The sequence below is a fragment of the Fontibacter flavus genome (genome assembly GCF_042432905.1).
In the GTDB taxonomy this organism is placed as follows: Bacteria; Bacteroidota; Bacteroidia; order Cytophagales; family Cyclobacteriaceae; genus Fontibacter; species Fontibacter flavus.
On sequence record NZ_JBHLWI010000039.1, the window covers coordinates 1 to 25,621 of the forward strand.

The following is a 25,621-nucleotide window of genomic DNA, read 5'->3' on the forward strand; positions in this document are numbered from 1 at the left end:
TAAGTCTATTTTCATTGTTGCTGCGGCCCTTAATACTGTTCTGCGTTCAAAGTTCAGGTATTTTTTAAGGTTATAAGTTAGCGCCGCCATTAGGACATGTTTGTTTGCCTGTTCCATTCCCCTGCTGTTGATTTTGCGCATGTTGAGAAAGTTGATCAGGGTTCCGAGGACCGGTTCTACAGTTCTGCTCCGGATTTTGCTGATCCTTTTGGCGTAGGACGGATTTGCCTGGAGTTTGGCATGCATCCGGTCGTAGTAAGGTTTGTATATGCTGTCATCAATTTTCTTAAATTTGGTTTTGGCACCGCAGCAGGCCTGTCTGAAAGGGCAGTTTTTACAGTCACTTTCAGAACTTCTATATGTTTTTTTGGTGTATCCTTTGCTGTCAGTCCTTTCACCTTTGAAAGGCAGTAATGCTTTATTCCCACCCTCCTTGGTACACTCGTAACGGTCCAGCTCACTGTTGTAGCGAAACCCCTCCCTTTGGGGAATATACTGTCCAAAATTAGGGATATAAGCATCGATATTGTTTTCCTCAAGATACTTGAGTGATTCTCCGCTGCTGTAGCCCGCATCTGCGGTGACCTGATCAATGGGCATTTCATTTTTACTGAGGTTATCGATGGTCTGGTCCAGGATTTGGGAAAGGTTCTGGCTGTCCCTGTTTCCCGCACTACTCGCACAGGCTCCTGTGATCACATGATGAGCATCATCTACTGCTACCTGACCGCTATAGTTGAGCTGGCGTGCTTTGCCCGGCTTTGTGCTGATTTTAGCATCGGGATCGGTAGGGCTATAATGGGTGTGATTACTCAGAAACTTCGGCCTGATCAGATTGCCGTTTTCATCTGTTGGTGCGTCTATCTTATTGCTGTGGCCTGTGGTATTGATACCCCCATGCTGGCTCTTATAGGCTTCTTCTTTCCACTTATGGTGACGATCGACAGCTTTCTTTACCGATTTGTTCACCTTGTATACCGAGCCCTCATTTAGCTCTTCCACATAGGCTCCTGCATCTTCCACCACTTCCTTCTCCACCAGGCTGTCCATACTGGCATTGGCCTTTATGAAAGCGGAGTCAACCGCCTGTCTTTTCCCCTTCACCATACCCTTCCGCACACACATGGCCAGTACTTTCTGGAAAAGCAGGAGAAAGACCTTTTCTCCGTAAAGCTGTCTGGTCCTACTGATGGTTGAGTGCCAAGGAAGAGGCTCATCGATATCATATTTTAAAAAAAGGCGCACATCCAGGTGGATATTCCGGACAATACTGACCCCCGTTCCGGGCATATTGACCCCTCTAAAAATGGGTTTGTTTCTATAATCTATTAGGCTGACAATTTTACATTTTTTTTCTGAGACTTTCTCCTTTTAACTCTATTCTGTAGGAAGAATGGACCAGTCTATCAAGAATTGCGTCTGCAATTGTCTCTTCTCCTATAATATCATACCAACTTGATACAGGTAATTGGCTGACTATAATCGTTGATTTCTTTCCGTGTCTGTCTTCTATCATTTCCATAAAATCCATCTGTTGCTGTTTTTCCAGGTGTGTCAGACCAAAGTCATCAATGATCAGGAGATCTGTTTTGGCAAGTTTATCAAAGAACTTAAGTATAGTTCCTTCAAGTCTTGCCATTTTGGTTTTGAGCATGAGTTTTTGTGTATTGAAGTAGGCGGCCCTATAGCCCAAAACACAAGCCTGATGCCCCAATGCAGAAGCCAGATAGCTTTTTCCGCAGCCTGTGGCTCCTGTGATCAGAACCGCTTCTCCCTTTGTGATGTATTCTCCTGTAGCGAGAGTTGTAAGGACCATATCATCCAGACCCCTTGTCCTGTCGAGCTTGAGTTCTTCCAGAGATGCTTTGTATCTGAATGCCGCATTGGTTTCAAGTCTTCTGAACCTTCTGTTATCCCTTTCAAGCTCTTCGGCCTGCAACAACAGTTCAAGCCCCTCAGATAGTGACAGACTTTGGTTTTTTCTTGTTTCTTTGATGGCTGTCCATGTTCTGGACATACCGTGCAGCTTGAGTTTGGCAAACTGCGATTCGATCTGGTTCGTCATAATTATTTAAAATTTATTGATTGTTGGTTACTGTAATATGATTTACCCCTTACATTCTGATGCCTGGGTAGGTTTGTGATGTTGTTTTGTAAAGACTCGTCTTCCATATGGTTCTCGATGATATTTTTGATGAACCTGTAAGAGAAGACCCCATTCTCCATTGCTGTTTTGCATGCTTTTTCCAAAGCTTCGGTATCTGATTTTCTGGCCAGGGCAAGTAATCCATCGCAGGATCTGTAGACTTGCTCGGGATATCTTTTCTGTTCAAAAAGCAGGCACACATATTCATAAAGGACTTTTGATATCTTGGCTGAGAGATTCCTGTAATAGTCAGGGCTTCTGTCCCTATAGTGCCGGTGATGTGAGCATAGATGTTCTTTGACTGTGGAATAAGCCCCGAGTTTGAAGTTTCTGGAATGAACGGCCACTTTACTGCCTTCATGATAGATGTAGACCATAGATCTGGTATAAGCCACTTTCACGGTACACCCCATAAGGGTGTGGGGAACACTGTAATAGTGTTTGTCGGCAGACAGATAGATATGGTTGTTTTTGGCAACCTTAAGCACCGAGTAACTGCGTAGCTCAAAACGCTCTACGGGCAGCTCTGCCAACAGCGCTTTTTCATCTGCGATGAACTTCTCTTCCCTGCAGTATGGCCTCTTCTGCATCCGTGTCTGATTATGTGACCTCACTTTCAGTCTGATGGCCTGATTAAGGGATGTCATATCGAAGAACTGCATATTCCTGAGCTTGGCATATACCCTTGAATAAAGGATCTTGACCTGGTTTTCTACCAGAGCTTTGTCCCGGGGTTTCCTCACTCTTGCAGGAAGGACCGCTGTTCCGTAGTGGTTGGCAAAATCTTCAAGAGCCTGGTTGATATCGGGCTCGTATTGATCTGCTTTAATCACAGCTGCTTTTAAGTTATCAGGTACCAATAGCTGAGGTACGCCTCCTAAATCTTCAAGACATCTGCTGAGTGCATAAAGAAAATCAGATATGCTCTGGGATGGTACAGCAATAGCAAAAGCATAATCAGAGTAAGGGAGACAGGCAACAAAAAGCTGACATGATATCACTTCTCCTGTTTCTCTGTCGATATAGGGAATGGTCTTTCCTGCAAAATCTATGAAGAGTTTCTCTGCCGGCTTGTGATCCAGCACCATGGCCGGCTTTCCTTTTGCTGTTTGTTGCTGGTCAAGATGAAAACAGAACTGGGAATAGCTGTATCCATCTGTATTAGACTGCCGGTATTCTTCCCAAAGGAGCATTCTTGTTACCCCGGTCTTTTCCAGCTCTTTTTGGTAATACCCAAGGTTGGCTTTAAAGTATTCATACCTTGAATCTTTATATGAAGGGTTTCCAGGATGAAAAAGGGCGTGTAATTCAGGCCCATCAAGGTTTAAGAGAGCCTCTATTGTCATCTTCTCGGCCCTTTTGCCTGTCAGCAGCTTATCAAGCTTAAAAAGATATGTTTTGACCGTATTCTTACTGATATCCAGAATGCGCGCAATGGTTTTGATTCCCTTGCCCTGTCTGTTAAGTATTATCAATTGCTTTATCTGACTCATTGGTTTTGGTTTTCCGGCCATTAGATTATAGTTAGCGGTTATCGAAATCGTCCGCTAAAAAACCAAAACCATTAATCAGAGGGGTCAATATCCTCCGGAATCTTGACTCAAAGGGGTCAATATCCTCCGGAATTTTATCAAAATTCGTGCTTTAGGGGGTCAACATCCGCCGGAATATCCACCAGGGAATTGGCACAATATTCCACCAGTTTTCGGTCGGAATTGATGTTGTTGAGATAACCTACGAGCAACATTTTGAAAAACACTACAGGGTCGATGCTTTCCTGGCCTTCAGAACCATAGTAATGGTCGGTTTCTTTGTAAAGAAAAGTTAGGTCAAGGCAATCTGAAAGTTTTCGGTAGTATTTGTTTTGGGGAACGAGGCTCTCCAGATTGATCTGGTAAAAGAGTTTGGGCTGAATTTCTTGTCGTCCTTGCATGATTTAAAATAGCAAGAAATATCAACATAAACAATTGTATATCAATATATTAACACAATAATTGATATTTTTTCACTCAAAAACTAATATTTTATGTATCTTACAGTTAGGAGTTGTGCAACAGGCACAGCCGTTTGCCGCAATGGGGGCTGACGTGGTTAATTCAAGTGCAGGACTTCTAATATCATTTGTGCTTGATTGACAGTGAAGTGCTTCGAAATCCCCCACTGCGGCAAGCGGCAAAACGTTGATGTGCAATTCAGGCGGACAACCTGTTACAAGGCTTTTTCTGTAATTGTGCAGGAAGGTGAACGGTGGGGCTAAAAAAAAGAAAAGAGAAAGACCTCAAGTCTGTTCGGCGATGCCGTGGGAAAGCAGATCTGCTTTCAGAACGGTGCGTTCAACAGACTTGTGATGAAGTTAGCCGAATAAAATGACAAAGTCAATACCGGTCTGACTTCCAGGAGTTTCGATGCATCTTTTTTTATCATAACCTGACCGTTCGGATAAATTCCTCCGCCTACGATCGCCAACACAGGTGTTGGGGCCATAGGACGGAAGGAAAAGAAAAAGCCTATGAGGAAAAAGGAGTTGCCGCCTGAACTGGTTCAGTTGGAAAAGGAGGCCCTGTAAAACTGTATAGGGCCGGAAAAAGATTATATTGTAGCGGACAACTGAACGGACACATAACAAGCGAATTGCCGTCAGGCCCCCAGGAGAGCAAACTACGGAAAGGGCCCGACGGCAATTCGCCTACCGTTAATAAAAGAAACCATCTATGATTGAAATACCGAAGTTCCATGAAACATTCATTCCAATTTTGAAGGTGTTAGAAAATGGAGAAACACTTCCTGCTCGTGAACTGTACCAACAAGTAATTGATAAATTTTATTCCAATTTATCAAAAGGGCAACTGGAGCAAAAAACGAAGAGTGGTGATACTTTAATCAATAATCGTGTCGCTTGGGGAAAATCATATCTAAAAAAGGGCGGTTTTATTGAATACCCAAAGCGTGGCTTGGTTAAAATTACTGAGAAGGGTAAGGAAAACGTAAATAAATCCCTAACCTTAAGTGATATAGAAAACTCTAGTGGTTTCTTCGAATTTTAAGATGAAGAGAATAAAAATTTGGACACCACTCCTTCAAAAATCGTTAACGCGACACCGCAGGACTTAATAGATGAGGGATTTGATCAAATTGAAAAACAAGTAAAGGTTCAAAACTTCTTTCAGTTATTATTGTAAAAAGAATAAGATAACTTCAGAAACAGTAGCTCAAGTGGTTCAAGAAGCCATTATCAATCCACCTAAAAAAAACCTCAGCCATGGGAAAAGTCAACCTTGAACAGAAGTTTTCCCTATTTTCGGAGCATTGGTCACCCAAGATCGTGGGAGAGCTCAATGGACAGCAGGTGAAGCTTGCGAAACTCAAAGGGGAGTTTGTCTGGCATCAGCACGAGCATGAAGATGAACTGTTTTTTGTTGTCAAAGGAAGTTTCAACATGGAGTTTCGGGACAGGACGGTCGTGGTGAATGAAAATGAATTTTTGATCGTTCCCAAGGGTGTAGAGCACAGACCCGTGGCACTGGAAGAGGTGCATATCATGTTGTTTGAGCCTGCCAGCACCCTGAATACGGGTGACCAAGTGAATGCCATGACAAAAAAGGACCTGGACAGGTTATAAATCAAATGGCTCCTGTCGAAATCCTATGTGTCCTCTGTTGCTATGTGGTTAATCATTCCTGACTGCCTGAAATTGTAAAAAAATCTTCTTTTTTCTCCCTCGGATTCCCAAAGGGATGACCTATCTTTAAACCCGAAACCAATACCAAAACTTAATTGCATGTTTGACGGACCAGATTATCCTAAGGCCCTGGATGAATCCATTTTTGAAAGTTGGCTGGAAAAAGGGCGTGCAAGCCTCATCCCTTACGCCTACTTATTGATCATTTGGGATGAACTGGAGTCCAAGTACATACCTGTCTATACCGAAAACAGGAGTGAAATCCAGCAGTTTGCACGCTACGGAGATGCACCGGACCATCGCCTGTTGGTGGCGGCCTATGACCTGTATTCGGAGTCGAGGGTGGCGTGAGGGGTAGGTATAAGACGCAAGACACAAGAAGCAAGACATTAGACTGCGTTGTGACAAACTAGATGGCGGTTCAAGTTATTTTTTGCTATCAACTTCTTGAGTAATTGATAGCAGCAGTTTTTTCCAATAGGCTTTTCCTATTGATTTGTTATCCGGACTTTCAGGCCCGATACTTTTAGAATCCTTACTTGTTTCCAAAATTCTCCCTTCCTCTCCAATACTTAATGAACTCTTAAAGTCCTCAATTTCTTAATGTTAACTACTTCCGAAATCCGCCTTTCGACCTCCACCTTCCCTCTACCCCATCATCTGCCTGAGCACCTTGATTGATTTCCAATCAGCCTGTTGGTCTAGGTGCTTGGAATAAAAAAACAGGAGGTGGTCCAACAGGTTCCTACGGGTGGATGCAGGGACTTTTTCGGTAAATTCAAATGGTGCTGCAATCAGCTTATCCAAGTAATCAATCTCTTGTGAAAAATCCATTTGCTTGGTGAGGTTTTCTTGGAGTTCTTCAAAAAATCCTTCAGCGTTATGGGGCACAAAGCCCAAAAACCGGGAAGTTTCCCACAAAAAAGAGATGGGGAAATGTGATAAAGATGCCTCTTTTTCATCCAAAAGACTTATTTTATCCACCAGAAAGTCATAAAGTTCCTCATTTTGGTAACCGTCGTAGATGGACTTTCCCAGTACTTCGGAAATAAACATGGCTATTCCGGATCGCAGAAAATCGAAGGGAATCCGCTGAAAAGCTTTGGACAGTTTTACTTCTGAAATTCGGTTAAGGCTAGCCCCCTCCTTGTCATAGACAACCAAATCCAACATTGTAAGCGGCTGGTAAAATCCCATTTTTGTTTTGGCGGAACTGCTTCTGACCCCATTTACAATATAAGTCTTCAACCCCAGTTCCCTGGTAAATATTTTGACAATGATAGAGGTTTCCCGGTATCGGATATAGGAGATGACTATGCCTTGGGTTTTGGTCAGCATGGTAAATTGACTATATAATAAGCCTCAGAGGAGTGTGTTTTGATCTGATCCTCATGTTTCTTCGCTTATTTTTGTTTGTCCTCGAAGAAGCACTTTCTACATCTCGCTTCATAGCTTTCCTTTTCCCCCAAGACGACCTTTTCTTTGGTATCAGAGAGTCTAAATGAATAGGAGGCAAGGTCACCACATTTCATGCAGATCGCATGCACCTTGGTCACGTACTCTGCCACTGCCAAAAGCTGTGGCATGGGTTCAAAAGGATTTCCTTCAAAATCCATATCCAAACCAGCAAGGATTACCCTTTTTCCCGCATTGGCCAAAACGGTGGCCACATGCACGACCCTGTTGTCAAAAAACTGCACCTCGTCAATTCCCACTACATCACAATCGCCTGCCAGTAAGATGATGTCTTCAGCAAAATTCACCGGTGTGGAGCGTATGGCATTGTCATTATGGGACACCACATCAAACTCATGGTATCTTTTATCTATTGTTGGCTTAAAAATTTCCACCTTTTGGCGGGCAATCAGGGCCCTGTTCAGCCTACGGATCAACTCTTCGGTTTTACCCGAAAACATAGAACCGCAGATCACTTCGATCTGGCCTTTTTTATCTTTGGACTTTGATTTGCCTATGGAAGGTTCAATAAACATAATTCTCTACTCGCTGTAATCCATGTGGGGGAATTTGTTGACATCAGCGACACGGATGACAATTTCCCCTTTCTCCAATTTAGCTTGGCAAGTTAACCTTTCGGTCTCGTTTAACCTTCCTCTTTCCCGGAAAAAAATCTCCCGGTCTGTCATGGGTGCAAGGTTATCCATTCCCTCTTTGACGATCATCTTACAGGAGGTGCATTTGCCCTTTTTTCCGCAGGCATGCATCCAGTCTATATAGTTTTCATGGATTAATTCAATAACTTTACAACCGCTTTCAGAAGAAATAATTTCGTGGGAGTATAAATTTTCTATAATAATTTTATACATGAATTTCGTTTCAGAATAGCATTAACCTTTTCAATCATGATGAGTACCGATATCAATAATCAATACCTTAGAGAATACGCTGATAAATTTACAGGCAAAATCTGTGATGCCTATTTTTCGCAGAAAAAATACATGACAGGGCAGGAAATAGTTCAACTAACCCCTTCTGTTCAGGTCAATTTTTTTGTCATTAAGGCTTTATTTGAAGCCTGGCAGCTTGAATTGGAAAAACTCAAAAGTAATCCCTATTTTGATTACAGGGACATTGCCGTGCACAATGCACTCAAAGAATTTATGAATGTGCTTTCCCGTACCATCAAAATAGAACGCAAAGATTTTGAGCCTTTGCTCAGGAAGGCGGTTGGAGATGCCGTCATGTTGGCCGTTAATCCTTTGGCTTTTTATGAAAGTGAGCTTGACAGATGTCATGCCTCACAGCTCAACCAATACCTGAAAGAAAATAAAAAGTACTTCAAATGGCATGTGAACCTGATCGAAAACCTGATTGATAGGGCAAGCATCAGCCATACCCATCAGGCCTATAAACAAGCACTTCAGCAAAATTTTGAACAGAAAAAAAACAGTCTTGAATCCAAAGAGTCTCTTCTTGGTACGATAAGCCATGTGGTTCCGATAGAAAATAGCCTTTTGTTTAAATTACAGGAAGAACAGATATCCGCAGAATTGGAAGAAAAAGATACTGCTGTTGAAGAGGCTACTTCCGAAATATCTGAAGAAATCAAAGCTTCAGGAAAAAAGGAAGAGCCGGTTTTGGAACGAACAATTTTGGCCGAAAAGAAAACAGAAGCCCAACAATCCTACACTACATCTAGTAGCCCTAATGCCTTTGATCCTATTGAAATCTGGTCAAGATTTGAATCCGAGGAGTATTCTATCATGAAAGGGACGATCAAAGACCTTTCTGAAAGTGTCGGTATCAATCAGCGGTTTATGTTTACCAAAGAACTTTTTGTCGGCAACCCGGACCTGCTTCAACATGCGCTAAAATCCATAGATCAATGTGAGAGCTTTATGGATGCCATCAACCTGATCAATCAGCGATATGTGGACGAATTGAAGTGGGATAAAAATGCAGAACCGGTTCATGAGTTTTTGCAATTGGTATTTAGAAAGTTTGATCAAAGGGGCTAAGCCCCTTTTTTTGAAATGCATGCAAAAGTTATTCCTTGAATCGGGTTTCATTATCCTGCATTCAACTCAGATGTTCAATATTCAATTAAGTAAGCAAATAATTTCAATTTGAACATTGTTAATAGTAATACTCACCAAATTACCTTTCAATTTTTTCGGGGATTATGATGAACGGCAGAACAAAGTTTTGTTGACAGCTTTATATCGGGATAGGTATTGCCTAAAAAAACAATTTTTAACATTTCGATCTGATATTTGTATACCTTATTCAAAATTTAATTCAATTTTCTGGAAAAAATAATCTTTGGAATGAGGCGGTATTCAAAGATTCAAATTACACTAATGGTTGTTTATTGAAAGATAATTAGGGTAATTTTATCAAGCATGGTTCAAACATGTTATTTGTTTTGAGGGCCCATCAAGATAAATAGAGAATCCAGTAATAGTCCCAAAAAAACCACTAATTAGCACCCTTTTCGCCAAATCTTCATTTGGCGACCTGGAAAAGGTGTGCATTTTCCAACCCTAAAACATTACATTCTATGAAAACAAGCTCTACCAGCTTGGGGGAGAAAATTCCGATCGGAAAAAGCTTCCTCCTCAGTATCATGATGTTCTGCCTGCTCTTAGTTCAGGCAGAATCATTTGCCCAATCCAGACAGATTAAAGGCACTGTCCAGGACGAAACAGGTTTTCCAATACCGGGAGCCAATGTCCTGATCAAAGGGACTACAAAAGGTACCGTCACTGACCTTGACGGCCTATTTTCATTGGAGTTAGGCCCAGGCGAAAATACTTTGGTCATCTCCTATATTGGCTATGAAAAAGTAGAAGTCAATGTGGCCAACCAAAGTGAAATCACCATCAAACTCAATGAGAGCATCCAACTATCCGAAGTGGTCATCACTGCCGCCGGTATTGAGAGAAATACCAATACCTTAGGATATTCGGTATCTACTTTGGATTCCGAAAAGATGGCCCAAAGAAACGAACCGGATCCAGTACGTGCACTGACAGGGAAAATTGCCGGGGTGAATATTCAGGGATCAGGCGGTGTAGCCGGTGGTGCTACCAATATCACTATCAGGGGCAATTCCTCACTAGGAAATAATAACCAACCGCTTTTTGTTGTGGATGGGGTACCTTTTGATAATACCACATTTGAATCAGGAGGCAATAGGCAAACCCAAAGTGCGCAATCCACTTCAAGCCGTGCTTTTGATATTGACCCAAATAATATAGAAAGCTTAACTGTATTGAAGGGGGCAGCCGCATCGGCACTTTATGGATCCAGGGCAGCCAATGGTGCCATTATCATCACTACCAAAACAGGCTCCCGAAAAGGAAGAAAAGGTATGGAAATCACCTATAATTCTTCCTATTCTACTGAAAGACTCTCAGGCATTCCTGAATTTCAGGATAAATATGGCCAGGGAACCAATGGAGATTACAGGGCCGGTGTGTATGGTTCTTATGGATCGCCATATTCCAGTAGGGCGACCATTCCGCATCCATTGGCTTTGACTTCAAATCCAGCTTCTCAATTCCCCGAATTCTATGAAGCAGATGGGAGGACTCCAGTAGAGGTTCCTTATCGCTCCTATATGAAGGAAAATGTTGAAAACTTCTTCCGTAATGGTAACCTTTTCGAAAACTCCATCATGGTCAATGGAGGAAATGAAAAAACAAGTTTGATCGCCGGCTTTACCAGAACTACCAATGAAGGGGTTGTTCCGGGAAACAGCATCAACAGAACCTCATTTAATGTTGGTGGTAATGCCAAATTGGACAATGGCTTCTTTATCAGAGGTACACTCAATTATGTCAAAACCAACCAAAAAAGTCCTCCTATCGGTGGTACAGGGTCCATCATGGGCAATTTGCTTTTCATGCCAACCAGCTATGACCTGACCAATTATCCATTTGAAAACCCAGTAACCGGTGCCAATGTATATTACAGAGCCTTGGACAACCCATATTGGTCAGTTAAAAACAGCCCCGCTACTTCCGAAGTCGACAGGACTTTCGGTAGCTTGGTAATTGGAAAGGAAGTGACCCCTTGGCTTACCCTTCAAAATACCTTTGGTTTCAACAGTTATACAGATAACAGACTAAGTGTTTTGGGTAAAGGATCCAGCCAATATGCCAACGGAACCATTAATACAGACAACATTTATAGAGAAGAACTGGACAATGTGTTCTTAGCAACCATCTCCACCAAAATCAATGAAGATATCAGTGTCAGGGCGATTTTAGGTAATAACATCAACCAGAGATTTACCAGAAGAGCAGCTTTCTCCGGTGATGGGATTATTGTCGCAGGATTGAACGACATAAGGAATACCACTACCATCACTTTGGGAAGCATTCCTAATAACCAAACCTTGGTCAAGCAAAGGTTTTATGCCTTCTTTGGGGATTTGACCTTTGATTACAAATCCTATGCTTCCCTGAATTTTGTGGCCAGAAACGATGTGTCGTCAACATTACCTGCTGAAAACAGAAGCTATTTATACGGCGGTGTCAATGGTTCGTTGGTATTCACTGAAGCATTGAAAATGAATAGCAGTGTCCTGAATTTCGGAACTATCCGGGCAGGGTATACCAAGGTAGGAAATGAAGCTTCTCCTTACCAGACTGTGAATGTATTCAACGCTAATGCCAGTTTTGGAGGCATCGGTTCTCCTTATAGCAATGCCAATAATTCAGGGGTAAGTACTCAAACCCTTTCCAACAGCTTGGCCAATTCTACGCTAAGACCTGAATTTATCACTGAGTTTGAAGTAGGAACTGAGTTGAGGTTCTTCCAAAACTTGTTTACCCTCGACATGACTTATTACAACAAGCTGAGTTCTTCTCAGGTGTTTGTGGTGAATTCCGCACCATCTTCAGGATTCTTGACCAGGATCATCAACTTAGGTGAAACCAGAAACAGGGGAGTTGAAATTGGTTTGACTGCAAATCCATTGGTATCCGACAGGGGCCTGAACTGGAGTATTAACGCCAACTTTACCAGGAACCGTAACATGGTGTTGGATCTTGGAGAGTTTGCTCAGTTGGTTTACGGAGGGAATGTGCATATTGCGGGCCAACCATTCGGTCAGATCTTTGGAACCAGGTATGCCAGGGATGATGAGGGGAATATTTTGGTTAACCCTATCACCGCAAAACCAATCCTTGCCACCACCAATGGGCCAATTGGCAATCCAATTCCTGACTTTATTGCCGGTATGACAAATACGTTCAGCTTTAGAGGACTAACACTGGATGTGTTGTTTGACTGGAAGCAGGGGGGACAAATTCTTTCTTCCACCATCGGTGAAACTTACGCCAGAGGCGTGCTGAAAGATACTGAAGACCGTGAGTCCTTCAGAATTGGTAAAGGAGTCTTAGGAGATATCAATACCCGTACCCCGCTATTGGATGAGAATGGCAATAAAATTCCTAATAACACCGCCCTCAATTACAATGATTATTTCTTCAGTAGTGGTTTTGGTCCAAGCGGTCCTTCTGCTGGCTGGGTAAATGAATCCGCTATCTTTGATGCGACAGTTTTGAGGTTAAGGGAGATTTCCCTGGGGTATATGGTGCCTAGGACTTTGTTGTCAAAAACGCCATTTGGATCAGCCTTTATTTCTTTCAGTGGCAGGAACCTATGGTACCTAGCGCCAAATACACCTAAAGCGATGAAATATGACCCTGAAGTGAGTACAGCAGGTGCCAATAACCTTGGCTATGACCTCTTGGGTGTGCCTCCGACTAAAAGATACGGCGTGAACTTGAGAGTCACATTCTAATCCCACTAAAGACGAATACTATGAAAACGATAAAAATAAAAATATTCTCCTTCTACCTGTTGTCAATGCTGTTTTTGTCAGCATGCGCAGATTTTGTGGACATCAATGATGACCCAAACAACCCTACGGTTCCGCAGTTATCCTTGTTACTACCTGCTACCCAATTGTCCATTGTAGGTAACTTCAATGCTGTCAACAGGGGAGCATCAAATGTCATTCAGCATTGGGCAGCTGGGAACCTCAACAGATGGGACCAATCCGGCACCACCTTTCAATCCACTTGGCTGGGATATTACACCCAAGCCATTCCGGATTTGGAAGAAATGATCAAAGTAGGAACCGAGCAATCATCTTGGGGTTATGTAGCTATAGCCAAACTACAAAAAGCTTTTCTTTACACTATGATGGTTGATCTGTGGGGAGACCTTCCTTATTTTGAGGCTGCAAAAACCCTGAATCCGAAATTTGACAATGGCCAGGTTATTTATAATGATGCCTTATTGTTGATAGATGAAGCTTTGGAGGATATGAAAAAAGGATTCTCTGTAGTGTCTTCCTCCGATCTGTTCTATCAGGGAAATAGAGCCAGGTGGGAAAGATTTGCGAATTCATTGAAATTCAAATTGTACCTACAAACCAGAAAAGTAGATCCCGCAAAATCACAGCAAGCGATAACTGCCCTTTTACAAACTGGAAATTTGATCAGTGCCAATGCCGATGATTTCACTTTTCGTTATGGCAGTAATCCTGCTCCCGAAACCAGACATCCTTGGTTTACCTCAGGGTATTCACCAAGTAGAGATGGCTATGTAAGTATGGTGATAGTAGATAGGCTCAAGGCGCAAGATGATCCGAGGTTGCGTTATTATGTCTTCCGCATCAATGAAAGGGCCGGATTGGCTAACTCCCAAACAGGTGAAGGATACTATGGTAGATATCCGGGCGATGGTGCGGCATCACCGGCAGATCAAAATACCAGAGCAATCATCGGGATTTATCCTTCAGGAGGGGTGTATGACAATGGACTTATTCCTTCCTTGAGCAGTTCCAATGTTTACTTAAACAATGTAGGCGCTACAGCCGGTACTACAAACAATTCCTTCAAACTGGTACTTTTCGCCAATGGGGATGGTACAGGTGCCGGGATACAGCCGCTGCTTACAAATGCCATGATGAAGTTTTACAGGGCAGAAGCTGCTTTGACATTGGGTACTGGTGAAGATGCCGGGCAACTCATGGTAGAAGCCGTAACGGCCAATATGCAGGTCATCAATAGTCTTTCTCCTGCTTTCCAGATGTCTGCCGCTACAATAAATGGATTTACAGCCAGACTTCTGGAGCAGTATAATGCTGCCGATGCACAAGGTAAATTAGCACTTCTGATGATGCAAAAATGGATTGCCATGTATGGCAACGGCGTGGAGTCTTACAATGATTACAGGAGAACAGGCCTTCCTGCTCTTGAAGATCTCATTGCGCCTTTGGATGTATTTCCTGAGAGGTTCTACTTTGCAGAAACTGAGTTGACTTCAAATGAAAGCGTCATTGAAGGAAGGGACCAACTTCAGAGAAACCAACAGATTGTTCCGGTATTCTGGAGAAAATAACCGATCTAATTCCATTAAACTTTAATTTGAAAAATCATGAAGACAAAAATATTTGTAGCCATTGCAGCCCTGCTGATGTTTTCCTGCAAAATCGTAGATTACGAGTGGGAAGATTTTAAATACGCAGCTACTCCAAAAGTAACTTTGAATGTGGGCGCATCAGCGCTCCCCACATTTCAGACTGCCAAAGTTTCATTCTTTAACTTGGCTGACCCTAATTATGCCACTGCGCAAAAATTTGAGTGGTCTTTGGATTACTATGATGCCGAAGGACGGGCTAAAGTTAAAGAAATAGAGGTTTACTTAAGCTTCAACAGAAGAGAAGGAACTCCTCCCGTATATCCGATTATCCTTTCTCTGGCTAAAGTAGAGCCTAATGAAAGACAGTTTCCTTTACCAAGTGTCATCAGGTCAAATGACAAGTTATTTGAGAAAGTAACTTCATTTCCAAAAAGCTATAGCTTCACAGCTCAGGAACTGGCAGCGTTTACTGGTACTGATTTATCTACCGTTAATGTAAATGACTATTTCCTCTTCAAATTTATTGTTATCATGGAGGACGGAACCAGAATTGTTCAATATAATGACAACTCCTGCGACGAGTCCCGAGGTGAACCTTGCGACTGCAGGGTTGGCGTCAGATTTAAAAACATACCCTAAATGAAACATTTAACAAAACAATCTTGGACCCGGGGAGGAATATTCCTCCTGGGCCTTTTGTTTTGGGCAGCTAACCTCAGTTACGCCCAAAAGCTACCCACCCCCAAAGAGCATTTCGGCTTTGGAATGGGAGATGATTACCACATCAGTAATTATACTGCTACTGAAGCCTACTTCAAAAAACTGGCAGAAGCCTCCAACAAGGCCAAACTGGTATCCATTGGCAAAACCGAAGAGGGCAGGGACCAGTGGATGATGATCGTTACCTCCCCAGAGAACCATGCCAATTTGGATAAATACAGGGAAATTTCAGTCAAACTTGCAAGAGCGGAAGGTATTTCCGAAGCAGAGGCCAGAAAATTGTCTGAAGATGCCAAGGCTATCGTCTGGATTGACGGAGGCCTTCACTCTACAGAAACAGTCGGCATCCACCAACTCACTGAGACGATTTACCAAGTACTGACCAGAGATGATGCGGAGACAAAAAGAATCCTGGAAAATGTGGTGATTTTGTTTGTCCACGCCAACCCGGATGGACACGAGAAAATCGGCAATTGGTACATGAGAGAATCGGTACCTGAAAAAAGGAGTCTTTCCAACCTGCCTGTTCTTTATCAGAAATATATAGGACATGACAACAATAGGGATTTCTACATCCAAAATATGAAGGAATCCACCAATTTGGGATACCAGCTATTTGTGGAATGGATACCTCAGGTGATGTACAACCACCACCAAAGAGGACCTGCAGGTTCTGTCCTGGCAGGACCTCCTTACCGCGATCCTTTTAATTATGTGTTTGATCCCATGATGGTAACCGGCATTGATGCCGTGGGTGCAGCCATGTACAATAGGCTTAATGCTGAAAACAAACCTGGTTTCACCAGAATGAATGGCTCTTCTTTTTCCACTTGGTACAACGGTGGCCTGAGGACTACCACCCACTATCACAACATCATCGGAATTCTGACCGAAATTGTGGGCGGACCTAATCCTGAGGAGATTCCTTTGGTGCCGGATAGATTGTTGCCAAACAGCAATACACCTTTCCCCGTGACGCCGCAAAAGACATGGCGTTTCCAGCAATCTATTGATTATTCGGTTTCGATGAACTTCGCTGTATTGGATTATGCTGCAAGAAACAGCGATCATCTCTTGTACAATATTTATGTGATGGGTAAGGGCTCCATTGAAAGGGGTAGTGATGACTATTGGACACCTTTCCCTAAGAAAATCGAGGCCATCAAAACCGCCTATGAGAAAAACAAGGACAAGTACCCTGCTCCAACAAATCCTTTCTCCATGAGAGGAGGAGCCATTCCTGCTGTTTTTTATGACAGCGTGTATCAGGCAAAAGAAAAAAGAGATCCAAGAGGTTTTATCATCAGTGCCGAACAAAAAGACCCTGCTACAGCAGTCAAATTCATCAATGCCCTGATCAAGACAGGCATTAGGATTGAAAAAGCTACATCATCCTTTACAGTGAATGGTAAAACATTCCCTAAAGGATCTTATATCGTTAAGACAGATCAGGCTTTCAGGCCACATATCATTGACATGTTTGAGCCACAGGATTATCCCAATGACTTCCAATATCCAGGAGGACCTCCTATCAGACCATACGATGCCGCTGGCTGGACCTTGGCTTACCAAATGGGAATAGATGTGGATAGGGTACTTGATGGATTCTCTGGACCATTTGAGACACTTCCTTACGGAAAACTTGAATCTGTGCCTGCTGTACAGGTGCCATCTTCAAGATCAGGATTCTATCTGAGCAGTGCGCAGAACGATGCCTTCTCTGTGGTCAATGAACTCCTGAAAAAAGGCGTGAGGGTATCCAGAATCCAATCCCCAGTGGACGGAATGCCTGCAGGTTCCTTCTACATCCCTGCAAGTGCTTCCAGGTTACTTGGAGAGCAAGCTTCTAAATTCGGGGTAACGGTTACATCTGCAAAATCTGCTCCCGCAAATGCCAAAACCATCAAGCCATCCAGAATTGCCTTGTTTGACACTTATGGTGGATCTATGCCAAGCGGTTGGGTGAGATGGATTTTGGAACAATATAATTTTGAATTTGAACTGATCTTTGCCAAGGAAATCGATGCGGGCAACCTGAATAAGAAATACGATGCCATCCTCTTTATCAGTGGAGGTATTCCTGCGCCGGGTAGAGGAAATGCAGGAGGAGGATGGGGATCACCACCGGACGAAAGCACTATTCCAGCCGAATACCACCACATGTTGGGCAGCATTACAGCAGAGAAATCCATCCCGCAACTCAAATCCTTTATGGAAAATGGCGGCAAAATTGTAGCTGTGGGAAGTGCTTCTATGCTGGCCTACCATTTGGACTTGCCTGTTAAGAATGCGCTGGTAGAAGTACAGAGAGATGGTTCTGAAAGAGTATTACCGGGAGAGAAATACTATGTACCGGGAAGTGTTCTGGTGACCAGAGTGGATACTTCTATTCCTGCCAACTGGGGTTTGACCAATCATGTTGATGTCCTTTTCAACAATAGCCCTGTTTTCAAATTGAAGCCAGAAGCAAAACTTCAAGGATTCCAGGTGTTGAGCTGGTTTGATACCAAAACTCCACTGAAAAGTGGATGGGCTTGGGGAGAATCCTACTTGGAAGATGGCATCACAGCCTTTTCTGCACCGGTAGGTAAAGGTACCTTATATGTCTATGGTCCTGAAATCACCTACAGAGCGCAGTCCCATGGCACTTTCAAAATGCTCTTCAACAACCTGTATCAATAAAGGAATAGATCTTAAATCAAGTGTATAAAAAGAGGCTGTCTCATTAATTTGGGACAGCCTCTTTTCTATTTCATTCTTCCCAGTAACTGGATCCTGTGGGAATCTAATTTGATAAAAATAAAGAGGAGAATGGTAAAGGACCATAGGGATGAGCCTCCATAACTAAAGAAAGGTAAAGGAATACCCACCACCGGGAATAATCCAATGGTCATGGCGATGTTGATCATAAAGTGGAAAAAGAGAATCGAAATCACGCTGTATCCATAAACCCTTGAAAACCTTGTTTTTTGCCTTTCAGCCAAAAAGACCAAGCGGATCAATAAAGCACAAAAAAGGAAGATAACCACAAGGCTTCCAATCCATCCAAATTCCTCTCCCAAAGTACAGAAGATAAAATCGGTGTGTTGCTCAGGAACAAAGTCAAATTTGGTCTGGGTACCTTCTAGGTAGCCCTTACCCAGAAAACCTCCAGAACCTATGGCAATCTTGGATTGGGTAACATTCCAGCCTACTCCAAGCGGATCTAGATCAGGATTAAAGAGTACCATGATCCTGTTTTGTTGGTGCTCGGGAAGTTTAGACACCACATAATCTAAACTATAGGTATATCCGATGATGATCAGGCCTAAAAGAGAAAGGCCGATGATTCTTGAGATTTTTTTCTTCCCCATCAAAATCAGGATGACTACTAAAGCAACCACTCCGATTACAATATACAAGTTGTTTTCAACGCCAAGTGCCAGAAGCGAAACCGTGATAAAAGTTAGGGCAAGGACATAATAGCGTTGAGGCATTCCCTCACGGTAAAGCATGATAAAAAATGCGGTATATACCATAGCCGTTCCCGTGTCCGGTTGCAACATGATGAGGATTATCGGAATAAAAATAATGGTTAGGACCTGTAATTGGTGCTTAAATTGACTGAGATCCAAGCTAGGCCTTTCCATAAACTTAGCCAGAGCCAAAGCCGTGGCAAATTTTGCAAATTCAGATGGCTGTATCCTAAATGAACCAAATCCTATCGTAAGGACCTGACCTTTCACTTCTTTTCCAAAGATGGGTGTTACGATGAGTAATACCAGGAGAATGATGTACAAAATCCAAGAAAGGTTTTCAAAAATTCTATAGTCTGCCACCATGATAATGGTGATTAGCAGCAATGCGGTACCGATCCATGCCAGCTGCTTTCCTGAATTGATGGAAAAATCAAAAATGCTTTTGGCTGCCTGCTCGTCATAGACCGCGGCATATATATTAAACCATCCAATAACCACCAAAAGTGCATAAATGCTTATGGTCAGCCAATCTATTTTCTTGATATATATATCGTCCTGCCTCACTTTCCTACATAAATTTACCTGCCAGAACATATTCTTCCAGGGCAGGTCGGGTAATTTCTCCTCGGATATACTTTTCAATCATCAAACTCGCTGTACTCGCAGCTGCTCTACCTCCCCAACCGGCATTTTCTACATATACTGCAATGGCAATTTTAGGATCCTCTTTTGGAGCAAAGGCCACAAAGACCGAGTGATCCTCTCCCTGTGGGTTTTGGGCAGTTCCGGTTTTACCTGCAATCGTAATATCCTGTATAGCTGCCCTTGCTGCAGTTCCATAAATGGCCTCTGCCATGGCATCCTGGATCATATCAAAATGATGGGCATCCACGCCAACATCCATCTTGGTTCTATATTGGGAAGGAATTTTATTGGGATCACCGTCAATAGCCTTCACCAAATGAGGGACATAGTAATATCCTTTATTGGCAAAAATGGCAGCCAAATTTGCCATCTGCAGCGGTGTTACCAGCATTTCTCCCTGACCAATGGATAAGGAATAAATGGTGGAATATTTCCATCGTCCAGCACCGTATTTCCTGTCATAGAGATTACTGGAGGGAATGGACCCCCCCTTCTCATTGTATAGATCCACACCTAGCGGACCTCCTAGACCAAACTTAAGCACATACTCTCTCCACGCATTTAGACCCAACTCAGTATCCTTGAAAGTATTCGAAGATACCTCCCTGTTGATCATCGCACGGTAGGCTTGGTGATAATAGGGGTTGCAGGAATATTTTACCGCACCAAAGAGATTCACTGGACTAGGGTGGTTGTGGCAGGCCACCAATGACCTATTGCAGGAATAGGTGGTATTGGGATTCAAAACCCCCATTTGCAAACCTACAAGGGACTGTACAATCTTGAAAATGGATCCTGGGGGATACATCGCCATTATTGGACGATTGAATAATGGCTTGCTCTCGTCCCTGTTAAGCTCCAGATAATTGGTTCCAAATTTAGCACCTGTTAAAAGGTTTGGATCATAGGTAGGAGATGAGATCATGGCCAAAACCTCTCCTGTTTTGGGTTCAATGGCAACCACTGAACCCCTTTTCCCCGCCATCAACATTTCTCCATATTGTTGGAGAGCAAGGTCAATGGTAGAGGTAAGGTTATGACCCGCGACAGAAGCAGTATCATATTCACCGTTCTTAAATGCGCCCTTATCCACTCCACGGACATTGACCATTTTGTACTTGACACCTTTGACTCCCCTTAATTCTTTTTCATAAAAGCCTTCTACCCCGCTAAGCCCCACGTAATCTCCTTGTCGGTAATATTTTGTGGTGTCTCTTTCAAGCTGGTTGGCAGAAATTTCCCCGATATAACCAAGAGCATTTGCCGCACTGGGCTGAGGATAAGAACGTACCGCTCTCGTCATCACAAAAAGCCCCGGATAATCAATCAGGTAATCCTGAATTCTGGCAAAATCAGTCGTGGAGATCTGCTTGATCAAAGGAGATGGTTTTACCGGAGAATATTTCCTTGCGGCAGTATATCCTTCAATCAATTGTTCTTTACTGATCTGAAATATTTCACAAAAGCGGGCAGTATCCTTTACACTAAACTCCCTTGGGATGACCATCAGGTCAAAAAGCGGGTTGTTGTAAACCATGATGTTGCCCTTCCTGTCATAGACCAAGCCCCGATAAGGATGGTCTACTACACGCTGAATGGCATTTCTTTCAGCTCTTTTCAAAAAACTATCGTCTGCTACTTGAATCAAAAACAGCTTAGTAAGCAATACCACCCCCACCAATGCGATGGCTACGATGATAATTAAAGGTCTTTGATCATTCATTAAATTCCCCTCCTTCTCCTATAAAACAATAGTTGGACAATGATACTCATAATAAACACAAAAATAGCACTTGCTATAATTTTTTGAACCACAGGGAGAAATAAATTCGTTCCCAAGCTTTCAATATAAAAAAACAAGGAATGATGCAGCACTATTAATGGTAAGCTGTAGGTGACAAACCATCCAAAACCCATGTTCAACATGGAAGGCTGTAGGTTTTCATCATAACCACCTGTCGGGGTAAGCACATTCAGCCAAAACTTTCTGATAAAAGCTATCACCAATATGCTTGCTGTATGAACCCCCAAAGTATCATAAAACAGGTCCACTACCATTCCCATACCAAAAGCGATAAGTAGGGTAGGGACGGTTTTTGATTCTACTGGTAGCAATAATAAATACAGGAGGTACAAGAAGCAGAATGCAGATCCAAAAAGGACCATGTTTTTAAGCAACAGGACCTGGACTGCCAAGAAAATCAGCAAGCTTCCTACCAATAAAAAATTCCTGCTATTCATTTATGTCACCTCCGTTTTCGTTGAGTAATTCCAGTTCATCTTCAAGGTAATTTTCCACTAGGTAGACATAGGATAACCTGGAAAAATCTGTGGCCAATTCAATGGTAATATCCAGGTAGTTTGCATCTGAACCTGCCTTGACTTCCAAAACAGTACCAATCGGGATCCCTTCTGGAAAAACTGCATTATATCCGGAAGTAACGACTTGGTCGCCAACTTCTACCACAGCATGCCTGGGGACATATAACAATTTGGCTATTTTTGAATCTTTGCCATCCCATTTGGTGGAGCCAAAGACTTCAGTAGAGGCTATTTTGGAGGAAACCAGCAATTCGGTATGCAGAAGAGAGATGACTGTGGCAAAATTTTTAGTCACGCCTTTTACCCTTCCGACCACTCCTTCCTCATTAAAGACCCCCATTCCTTCTTTGATTCCGTAATTGGATCCTTTGTTGATGGTGATGAAGTTTTGGGAAAGGTTGATCGAATTGTTGATGATTTTTGCGCCTTTGAAATTGAATGTGGCGGCCATCAGGCTATCTACCGGAATGAAAATACTGTCAGCAGGATTCCTGTAATACTCCAATTCTGCAAGCAATTCCGCATTCTTGTCCACCAAACTTTTATTAACGGAAGATAGGGAAAAGTATTCTACAATGTTGTTTTGTGTGCTGAGGATCCCGCCACTCAATTGATTGGCGCTGTTAAAAAATACAGATCCCTGTTGTGAATTATTGGAGACCATCAGCCAAATGGCTACTGACTCCAATAAAACAAACAAAAGGAAAGCTCTTATACGATAGAGAAATAATAAAATGCGTTGCATCCAATCATCAGGTCATCAAAACGGTTCTGAAATTATGAATATTCTTCAGTGCGGTACCTGTACCTCTTACCACAGCTCTTAATGGATCTTCAGCAATATGGATAGGTAACTTGGTCTTTTGATGTAATCTTTTATCCAATCCTTTGAGCAATGCTCCTCCTCCAGTGAGGTGGATACCATTGTCATAAATATCAGCAGAAAGTTCCGGTGGTGCAATTTCCAAAGCCTTCAATACTGCTTCTTCTATTTTTGACACAGATTTATCCAGCGCAAATGCGATTTCTGAATAGGAAACCTTGATGACTTTAGGAATACCCGTCATCAAATCCCTTCCTCGGATTTCATAATCCTCAGGAGCATCTTCCAATTCCGTCAAAGCAGAACCGATGGCAATTTTTACTTTTTCGGCAGATCGCTCACCGATCAGTAAATTGTGCTGCCTTCTCATGTAATCGAGGATGTCCTTGGTGAAAGTATCTCCCGCTACCCTGATAGACTGATCAGCGACAATACCGGAAAGTGCTATCAAAGCGATTTCTGTAGTACCGCCACCGATATCGACAATCATGGAGCCCATTGGTTTTTCAATATCGATGCCGATACCGATAGCTGCAGCTATCGGTTCATAAATCATGTAAACCTCTTTGGCACCCGCATGCTCTGCAGAATCCCTTACCGCTCTTTTTTCTACTTCTGTAATACCGGAAGGAATACAGATAACCATTCTGTGTGATTTTGGGAACATTCCTTTTGTATGACCAGGGATCATTTTGATCAATCCCCTGATCATTTGCTCAGCAGCATAGAAGTCCGCAATCACCCCATCTTTCAAAGGACGGATAGTTTTGATGTTTTCGTGCGTTTTTTCGTGCATGTTCATCGCATCCTTACCTACTGCCAAAACCCTGTTGGTGGTCCTGTCAATAGCAATGATGGAAGGTTCATCCACTACTATTTTGTCTTTATGTATGATCAGCGTATTCGCTGTACCTAAGTCAATAGCTATATCACTTGAAAAAAAATCGAATAATCCCATTACAGTATTTTATTGATTTGGAGTTTGGTTGATCGCTAAATTTAACACTCTTTGTGCAGAACATTCAACGTGGGTCGGCAAAATTATTATCTAATTCCTAATTTATTACAAGAAACCTGTTTTTTTTTATGGGAATAATTTTATTATCTTTGTGGCATATTATCCGTGCTTTACAAAGAGGGGACCCGAGTCCCCTCTTTACATTTCATAGCATAGAAGTTTATGAGTCTGAAACAAACCATAGAAGAAATAGCAGAAAAGCACTTGCCTGATGACAGCCACTTCGTGGTTGATGTCCAAGTGCTGGATAAAGGAAGCAAGTCTCAGGTTAAAATCCTGATCGATGCTGATGCCGGTCTTAATATAGACACTTGTGCGACGGTAAGCCGACTTGTGGGAGAGGAAATAGAAGCCAAAGAATTGCTTTCAAATGCTTATGTTTTGGAGGTCTCTTCTCCTGGGCTGGATTTCCCATTGTCTTCCAAAAGACAATATCTGAAAAATATTGGCAGAAAACTGAAGGTGTCCCTTCAGGACGGAAAAGACCTTGAAGGTGAACTGCTTGCGGTAGGTGATGCTGAGATTCGTCTAAAAGTGAAAGTAAAGGAAAAAGGTAAAAAAGCATCGGAAGAAGAAATGCCGCTGCCATTGGACCAAATAAAGAAATCAATTGTGTTAGTCTCTTTTAAATAAAAAAAATGGATGCTAAAGTTCTTATAGAATCATTTGCAGAGTTTGCAAGATCTAAAAATGTGGATCGACCTACAATGATCCGTATTCTGGAAGATGTGTTTAGAGCGATGATTCGCAAGAAATATGAAACCGATGAAAACTTTGATGTTACCATCAATGCTGACAAAGGTGACTTGGAAATTCTCAGGATCAGAGAAATTGTTGATGACAATTCTGAAGACATCTGGGATTTTGATAAAATCAGCCTAAGTGATGCCCGTAAAATCGAGCCGGATTTTGAGGTTGGAGAAGAAGTGTACGAAAAAATCGAGCTGGAGGAGTTTGGAAGAAGAGCGGTCATGATGGCCAGGCAGACATTGATCCAAAAAATCAAAGACCTTGAGAAGGACCTCCTTTTCAATCAATATGAGGAATTGGTAGGAGAAGTTGTCTCTGCTGAAGTATACCAGATCTTGGGAAGAGAAGTACTGTTGATTGATGGAGAAGGTAATGAATTGATTCTTCCTAAAGGAGAACAGATTCCAAAGGACAGATTCCGTAAAGGGGATACTGTAAAAGCCATCGTCCACAAAGTGGAAATGGTGAACGGCAATCCAAAAATTATCCTTTCAAGGACTTCACCTATTTTCTTGGAGAGATTATTTGAAAATGAAGTGCCTGAAGTATTTGACGGACTGATCACGATCAAGAAAATTGTTAGGGAACCAGGAGAAAGAGCGAAGGTGGCAGTGGAGTCTTACGATGATAGAATTGATCCAGTAGGTGCCTGTGTGGGAATGAAGGGAAGCAGGATTCATGCTATCGTGCGTGAATTACAGAATGAAAATATTGATGTGATCAATTATACGGACAATTTGGATCTTTATGTTTCCAGGGCTTTGAGTCCAGCAAAAGTATCATCTATTACTGTTGATAAAGACAATAAGAGAATTTCCGTGTACCTGAAACCAGACCAGGTTTCTTTGGCTATCGGTAAAGGAGGTTTCAATATCCGCCTTGCTTCCAGATTGGTAGGCTACGAAATAGATGTATTCCGTGAGTTGAACGATTACGAAGAGGAAGACGTGGATTTGGAAGAATTCGGAGATGAAATCGAAGGATGGGTCATTGATGAATTGAAAAAAACAGGATTGGATACTGCGAAAAGCGTATTGTCCTTGACTAAAGAAGATCTGTTGAGAAGAACAGAGCTTGAGGAAGAGACAATTGACGAGGTATTTAGAATCTTGAGACAAGAATTTGAACAATAAATAAAGGCCTAATTACACAAATAATT

23 protein-coding genes are annotated in these 25,621 nt (G+C 42.4%); 10 read left to right on the top strand and 13 right to left on the bottom strand.

What is annotated here, in order from left to right:
- The 5 genes from ACFFIP_RS14260 to ACFFIP_RS14280 form a co-directional block, all read right to left on the bottom strand.
- Window positions 1-1,245 (bottom strand): transposase (locus tag ACFFIP_RS14260; RefSeq protein WP_382388364.1); only part of this gene is annotated, 1,245 nt, incomplete at its 3' end.
- 97 nt (window positions 1,246-1,342) lie between these two features.
- Window positions 1,343-2,065 carry an IS21-like element helper ATPase IstB gene (istB, locus tag ACFFIP_RS14265; RefSeq protein WP_382388365.1) on the bottom strand — a complete coding sequence of 241 codons (723 nt, stop codon included), beginning with the start codon at window positions 2,063-2,065 and terminating at the stop codon, window positions 1,343-1,345.
- Between the two features lie 2 nt (window positions 2,066-2,067).
- Window positions 2,068-3,639: an IS21 family transposase gene (gene istA, locus ACFFIP_RS14270; protein ID WP_382388366.1), complete on the bottom strand. Its 1,572-nt coding sequence runs from the start codon at window positions 3,637-3,639 to the stop codon at window positions 2,068-2,070.
- 137 nt (window positions 3,640-3,776) lie between these two features.
- Window positions 3,777-4,079: a transposase gene (locus ACFFIP_RS14275; protein WP_382388367.1), complete on the bottom strand. Its 303-nt coding sequence runs from the start codon at window positions 4,077-4,079 to the stop codon at window positions 3,777-3,779.
- Between the two features lie 386 nt (window positions 4,080-4,465).
- Complete coding sequence (locus ACFFIP_RS14280; RefSeq protein WP_382388368.1) at window positions 4,466-4,630, bottom strand: hypothetical protein; 165 nt, start codon at window positions 4,628-4,630, stop codon at window positions 4,466-4,468.
- A gap of 227 nt (window positions 4,631-4,857) precedes the next feature.
- On the opposite strand from ACFFIP_RS14280, the gene ACFFIP_RS14285 reads away from it, so the two are divergent.
- From ACFFIP_RS14285 to ACFFIP_RS14295, 3 genes are all read left to right on the top strand, one after another.
- Window positions 4,858-5,190, top strand: a complete 333-nt coding sequence (locus ACFFIP_RS14285; protein ID WP_382388369.1) for a winged helix-turn-helix domain-containing protein — start codon at window positions 4,858-4,860, stop codon at window positions 5,188-5,190.
- Window positions 5,191-5,405: 215 nt separating this feature from the next.
- Window positions 5,406-5,765 carry a cupin domain-containing protein gene (locus tag ACFFIP_RS14290; RefSeq protein WP_382388370.1) on the top strand — a complete coding sequence of 120 codons (360 nt, stop codon included), beginning with the start codon at window positions 5,406-5,408 and terminating at the stop codon, window positions 5,763-5,765.
- A 159-nt stretch (window positions 5,766-5,924) separates the two neighbouring features.
- Window positions 5,925-6,176 (top strand): hypothetical protein, encoded by a 252-nt coding sequence (locus ACFFIP_RS14295; protein ID WP_382388371.1) that lies wholly within the window; start codon window positions 5,925-5,927, stop codon window positions 6,174-6,176.
- 297 nt (window positions 6,177-6,473) lie between these two features.
- Here ACFFIP_RS14295 and recO read toward each other — a convergent pair whose 3' ends face one another.
- From recO to ACFFIP_RS14310, 3 genes are all read right to left on the bottom strand, one after another.
- Window positions 6,474-7,163, bottom strand: a complete 690-nt coding sequence (recO, locus tag ACFFIP_RS14300) for a DNA repair protein RecO (protein ID WP_382388372.1) — start codon at window positions 7,161-7,163, stop codon at window positions 6,474-6,476.
- Between the two features lie 65 nt (window positions 7,164-7,228).
- Complete coding sequence (locus ACFFIP_RS14305; protein WP_382388373.1) at window positions 7,229-7,816, bottom strand: thymidine kinase; 588 nt, start codon at window positions 7,814-7,816, stop codon at window positions 7,229-7,231.
- A 6-nt stretch (window positions 7,817-7,822) separates the two neighbouring features.
- Window positions 7,823-8,149, bottom strand: coding sequence for a 2Fe-2S iron-sulfur cluster-binding protein (locus tag ACFFIP_RS14310; RefSeq protein WP_382388374.1), 327 nt, complete (start codon window positions 8,147-8,149; stop codon window positions 7,823-7,825).
- Window positions 8,150-8,185: 36 nt separating this feature from the next.
- On the opposite strand from ACFFIP_RS14310, the gene ACFFIP_RS14315 reads away from it, so the two are divergent.
- The 5 genes from ACFFIP_RS14315 to ACFFIP_RS14335 all read left to right on the top strand — a co-directional run bounded on the left by ACFFIP_RS14315 (window position 8,186) and on the right by ACFFIP_RS14335 (window position 18,128).
- Window positions 8,186-9,301, top strand: coding sequence for a DUF8457 domain-containing protein (locus tag ACFFIP_RS14315; RefSeq protein WP_382388375.1), 1,116 nt, complete (start codon window positions 8,186-8,188; stop codon window positions 9,299-9,301).
- A gap of 542 nt (window positions 9,302-9,843) precedes the next feature.
- Complete coding sequence (locus ACFFIP_RS14320; protein ID WP_382388376.1) at window positions 9,844-13,098, top strand: SusC/RagA family TonB-linked outer membrane protein; 3,255 nt, start codon at window positions 9,844-9,846, stop codon at window positions 13,096-13,098.
- Between the two features lie 20 nt (window positions 13,099-13,118).
- Window positions 13,119-14,705, top strand: a complete 1,587-nt coding sequence (locus ACFFIP_RS14325; protein WP_382388377.1) for a SusD/RagB family nutrient-binding outer membrane lipoprotein — start codon at window positions 13,119-13,121, stop codon at window positions 14,703-14,705.
- Window positions 14,706-14,741: 36 nt separating this feature from the next.
- The gene (locus ACFFIP_RS14330; protein WP_382388378.1) at window positions 14,742-15,365 is read left to right on the top strand and encodes a hypothetical protein; all 624 of its coding nucleotides are present in this window, start codon (window positions 14,742-14,744) and stop codon (window positions 15,363-15,365) included.
- Window positions 15,366-18,128, top strand: a complete 2,763-nt coding sequence (locus ACFFIP_RS14335) for a M14 family metallopeptidase (protein WP_382388379.1) — start codon at window positions 15,366-15,368, stop codon at window positions 18,126-18,128. It abuts the gene before it with no gap.
- A gap of 65 nt (window positions 18,129-18,193) precedes the next feature.
- On the opposite strand, the gene rodA is transcribed toward ACFFIP_RS14335, so the two are convergent.
- From rodA to ACFFIP_RS14360, 5 genes are read right to left on the bottom strand one after another with little or no spacing between them, the layout of a single operon-like run.
- Entirely contained in the window at window positions 18,194-19,468 is a 1,275-nt protein-coding gene (gene rodA, locus ACFFIP_RS14340; RefSeq protein WP_382388380.1) for a rod shape-determining protein RodA, read from the bottom strand.
- A 4-nt stretch (window positions 19,469-19,472) separates the two neighbouring features.
- The gene (gene mrdA / locus ACFFIP_RS14345; protein WP_382388381.1) at window positions 19,473-21,272 is read right to left on the bottom strand and encodes a penicillin-binding protein 2; all 1,800 of its coding nucleotides are present in this window, start codon (window positions 21,270-21,272) and stop codon (window positions 19,473-19,475) included.
- Window positions 21,272-21,790: a rod shape-determining protein MreD gene (locus ACFFIP_RS14350; RefSeq protein ID WP_382388382.1), complete on the bottom strand. Its 519-nt coding sequence runs from the start codon at window positions 21,788-21,790 to the stop codon at window positions 21,272-21,274. The genes mrdA and ACFFIP_RS14350 overlap by 1 nt, the downstream gene beginning before the upstream one ends.
- Window positions 21,783-22,616 carry a rod shape-determining protein MreC gene (gene mreC, locus ACFFIP_RS14355; protein WP_382388383.1) on the bottom strand — a complete coding sequence of 278 codons (834 nt, stop codon included), beginning with the start codon at window positions 22,614-22,616 and terminating at the stop codon, window positions 21,783-21,785. Before mreC ends, ACFFIP_RS14350 begins: the two co-directional genes overlap by 8 nt.
- A gap of 7 nt (window positions 22,617-22,623) precedes the next feature.
- Window positions 22,624-23,652, bottom strand: coding sequence for a rod shape-determining protein (locus ACFFIP_RS14360; protein ID WP_382388384.1), 1,029 nt, complete (start codon window positions 23,650-23,652; stop codon window positions 22,624-22,626).
- A gap of 222 nt (window positions 23,653-23,874) precedes the next feature.
- Between ACFFIP_RS14360 and rimP the strand changes: the two genes are divergently transcribed.
- Both rimP and nusA read left to right on the top strand, forming a co-directional pair.
- Window positions 23,875-24,345 carry a ribosome maturation factor RimP gene (gene rimP, locus ACFFIP_RS14365; RefSeq protein WP_382388385.1) on the top strand — a complete coding sequence of 157 codons (471 nt, stop codon included), beginning with the start codon at window positions 23,875-23,877 and terminating at the stop codon, window positions 24,343-24,345.
- A 5-nt stretch (window positions 24,346-24,350) separates the two neighbouring features.
- A complete protein-coding gene (gene nusA / locus ACFFIP_RS14370) occupies window positions 24,351-25,595 on the top strand; it encodes a transcription termination factor NusA (protein ID WP_382388386.1) in 1,245 nt (414 codons plus the stop codon).
- Window positions 25,596-25,621: the final 26 nt, after the last annotated feature.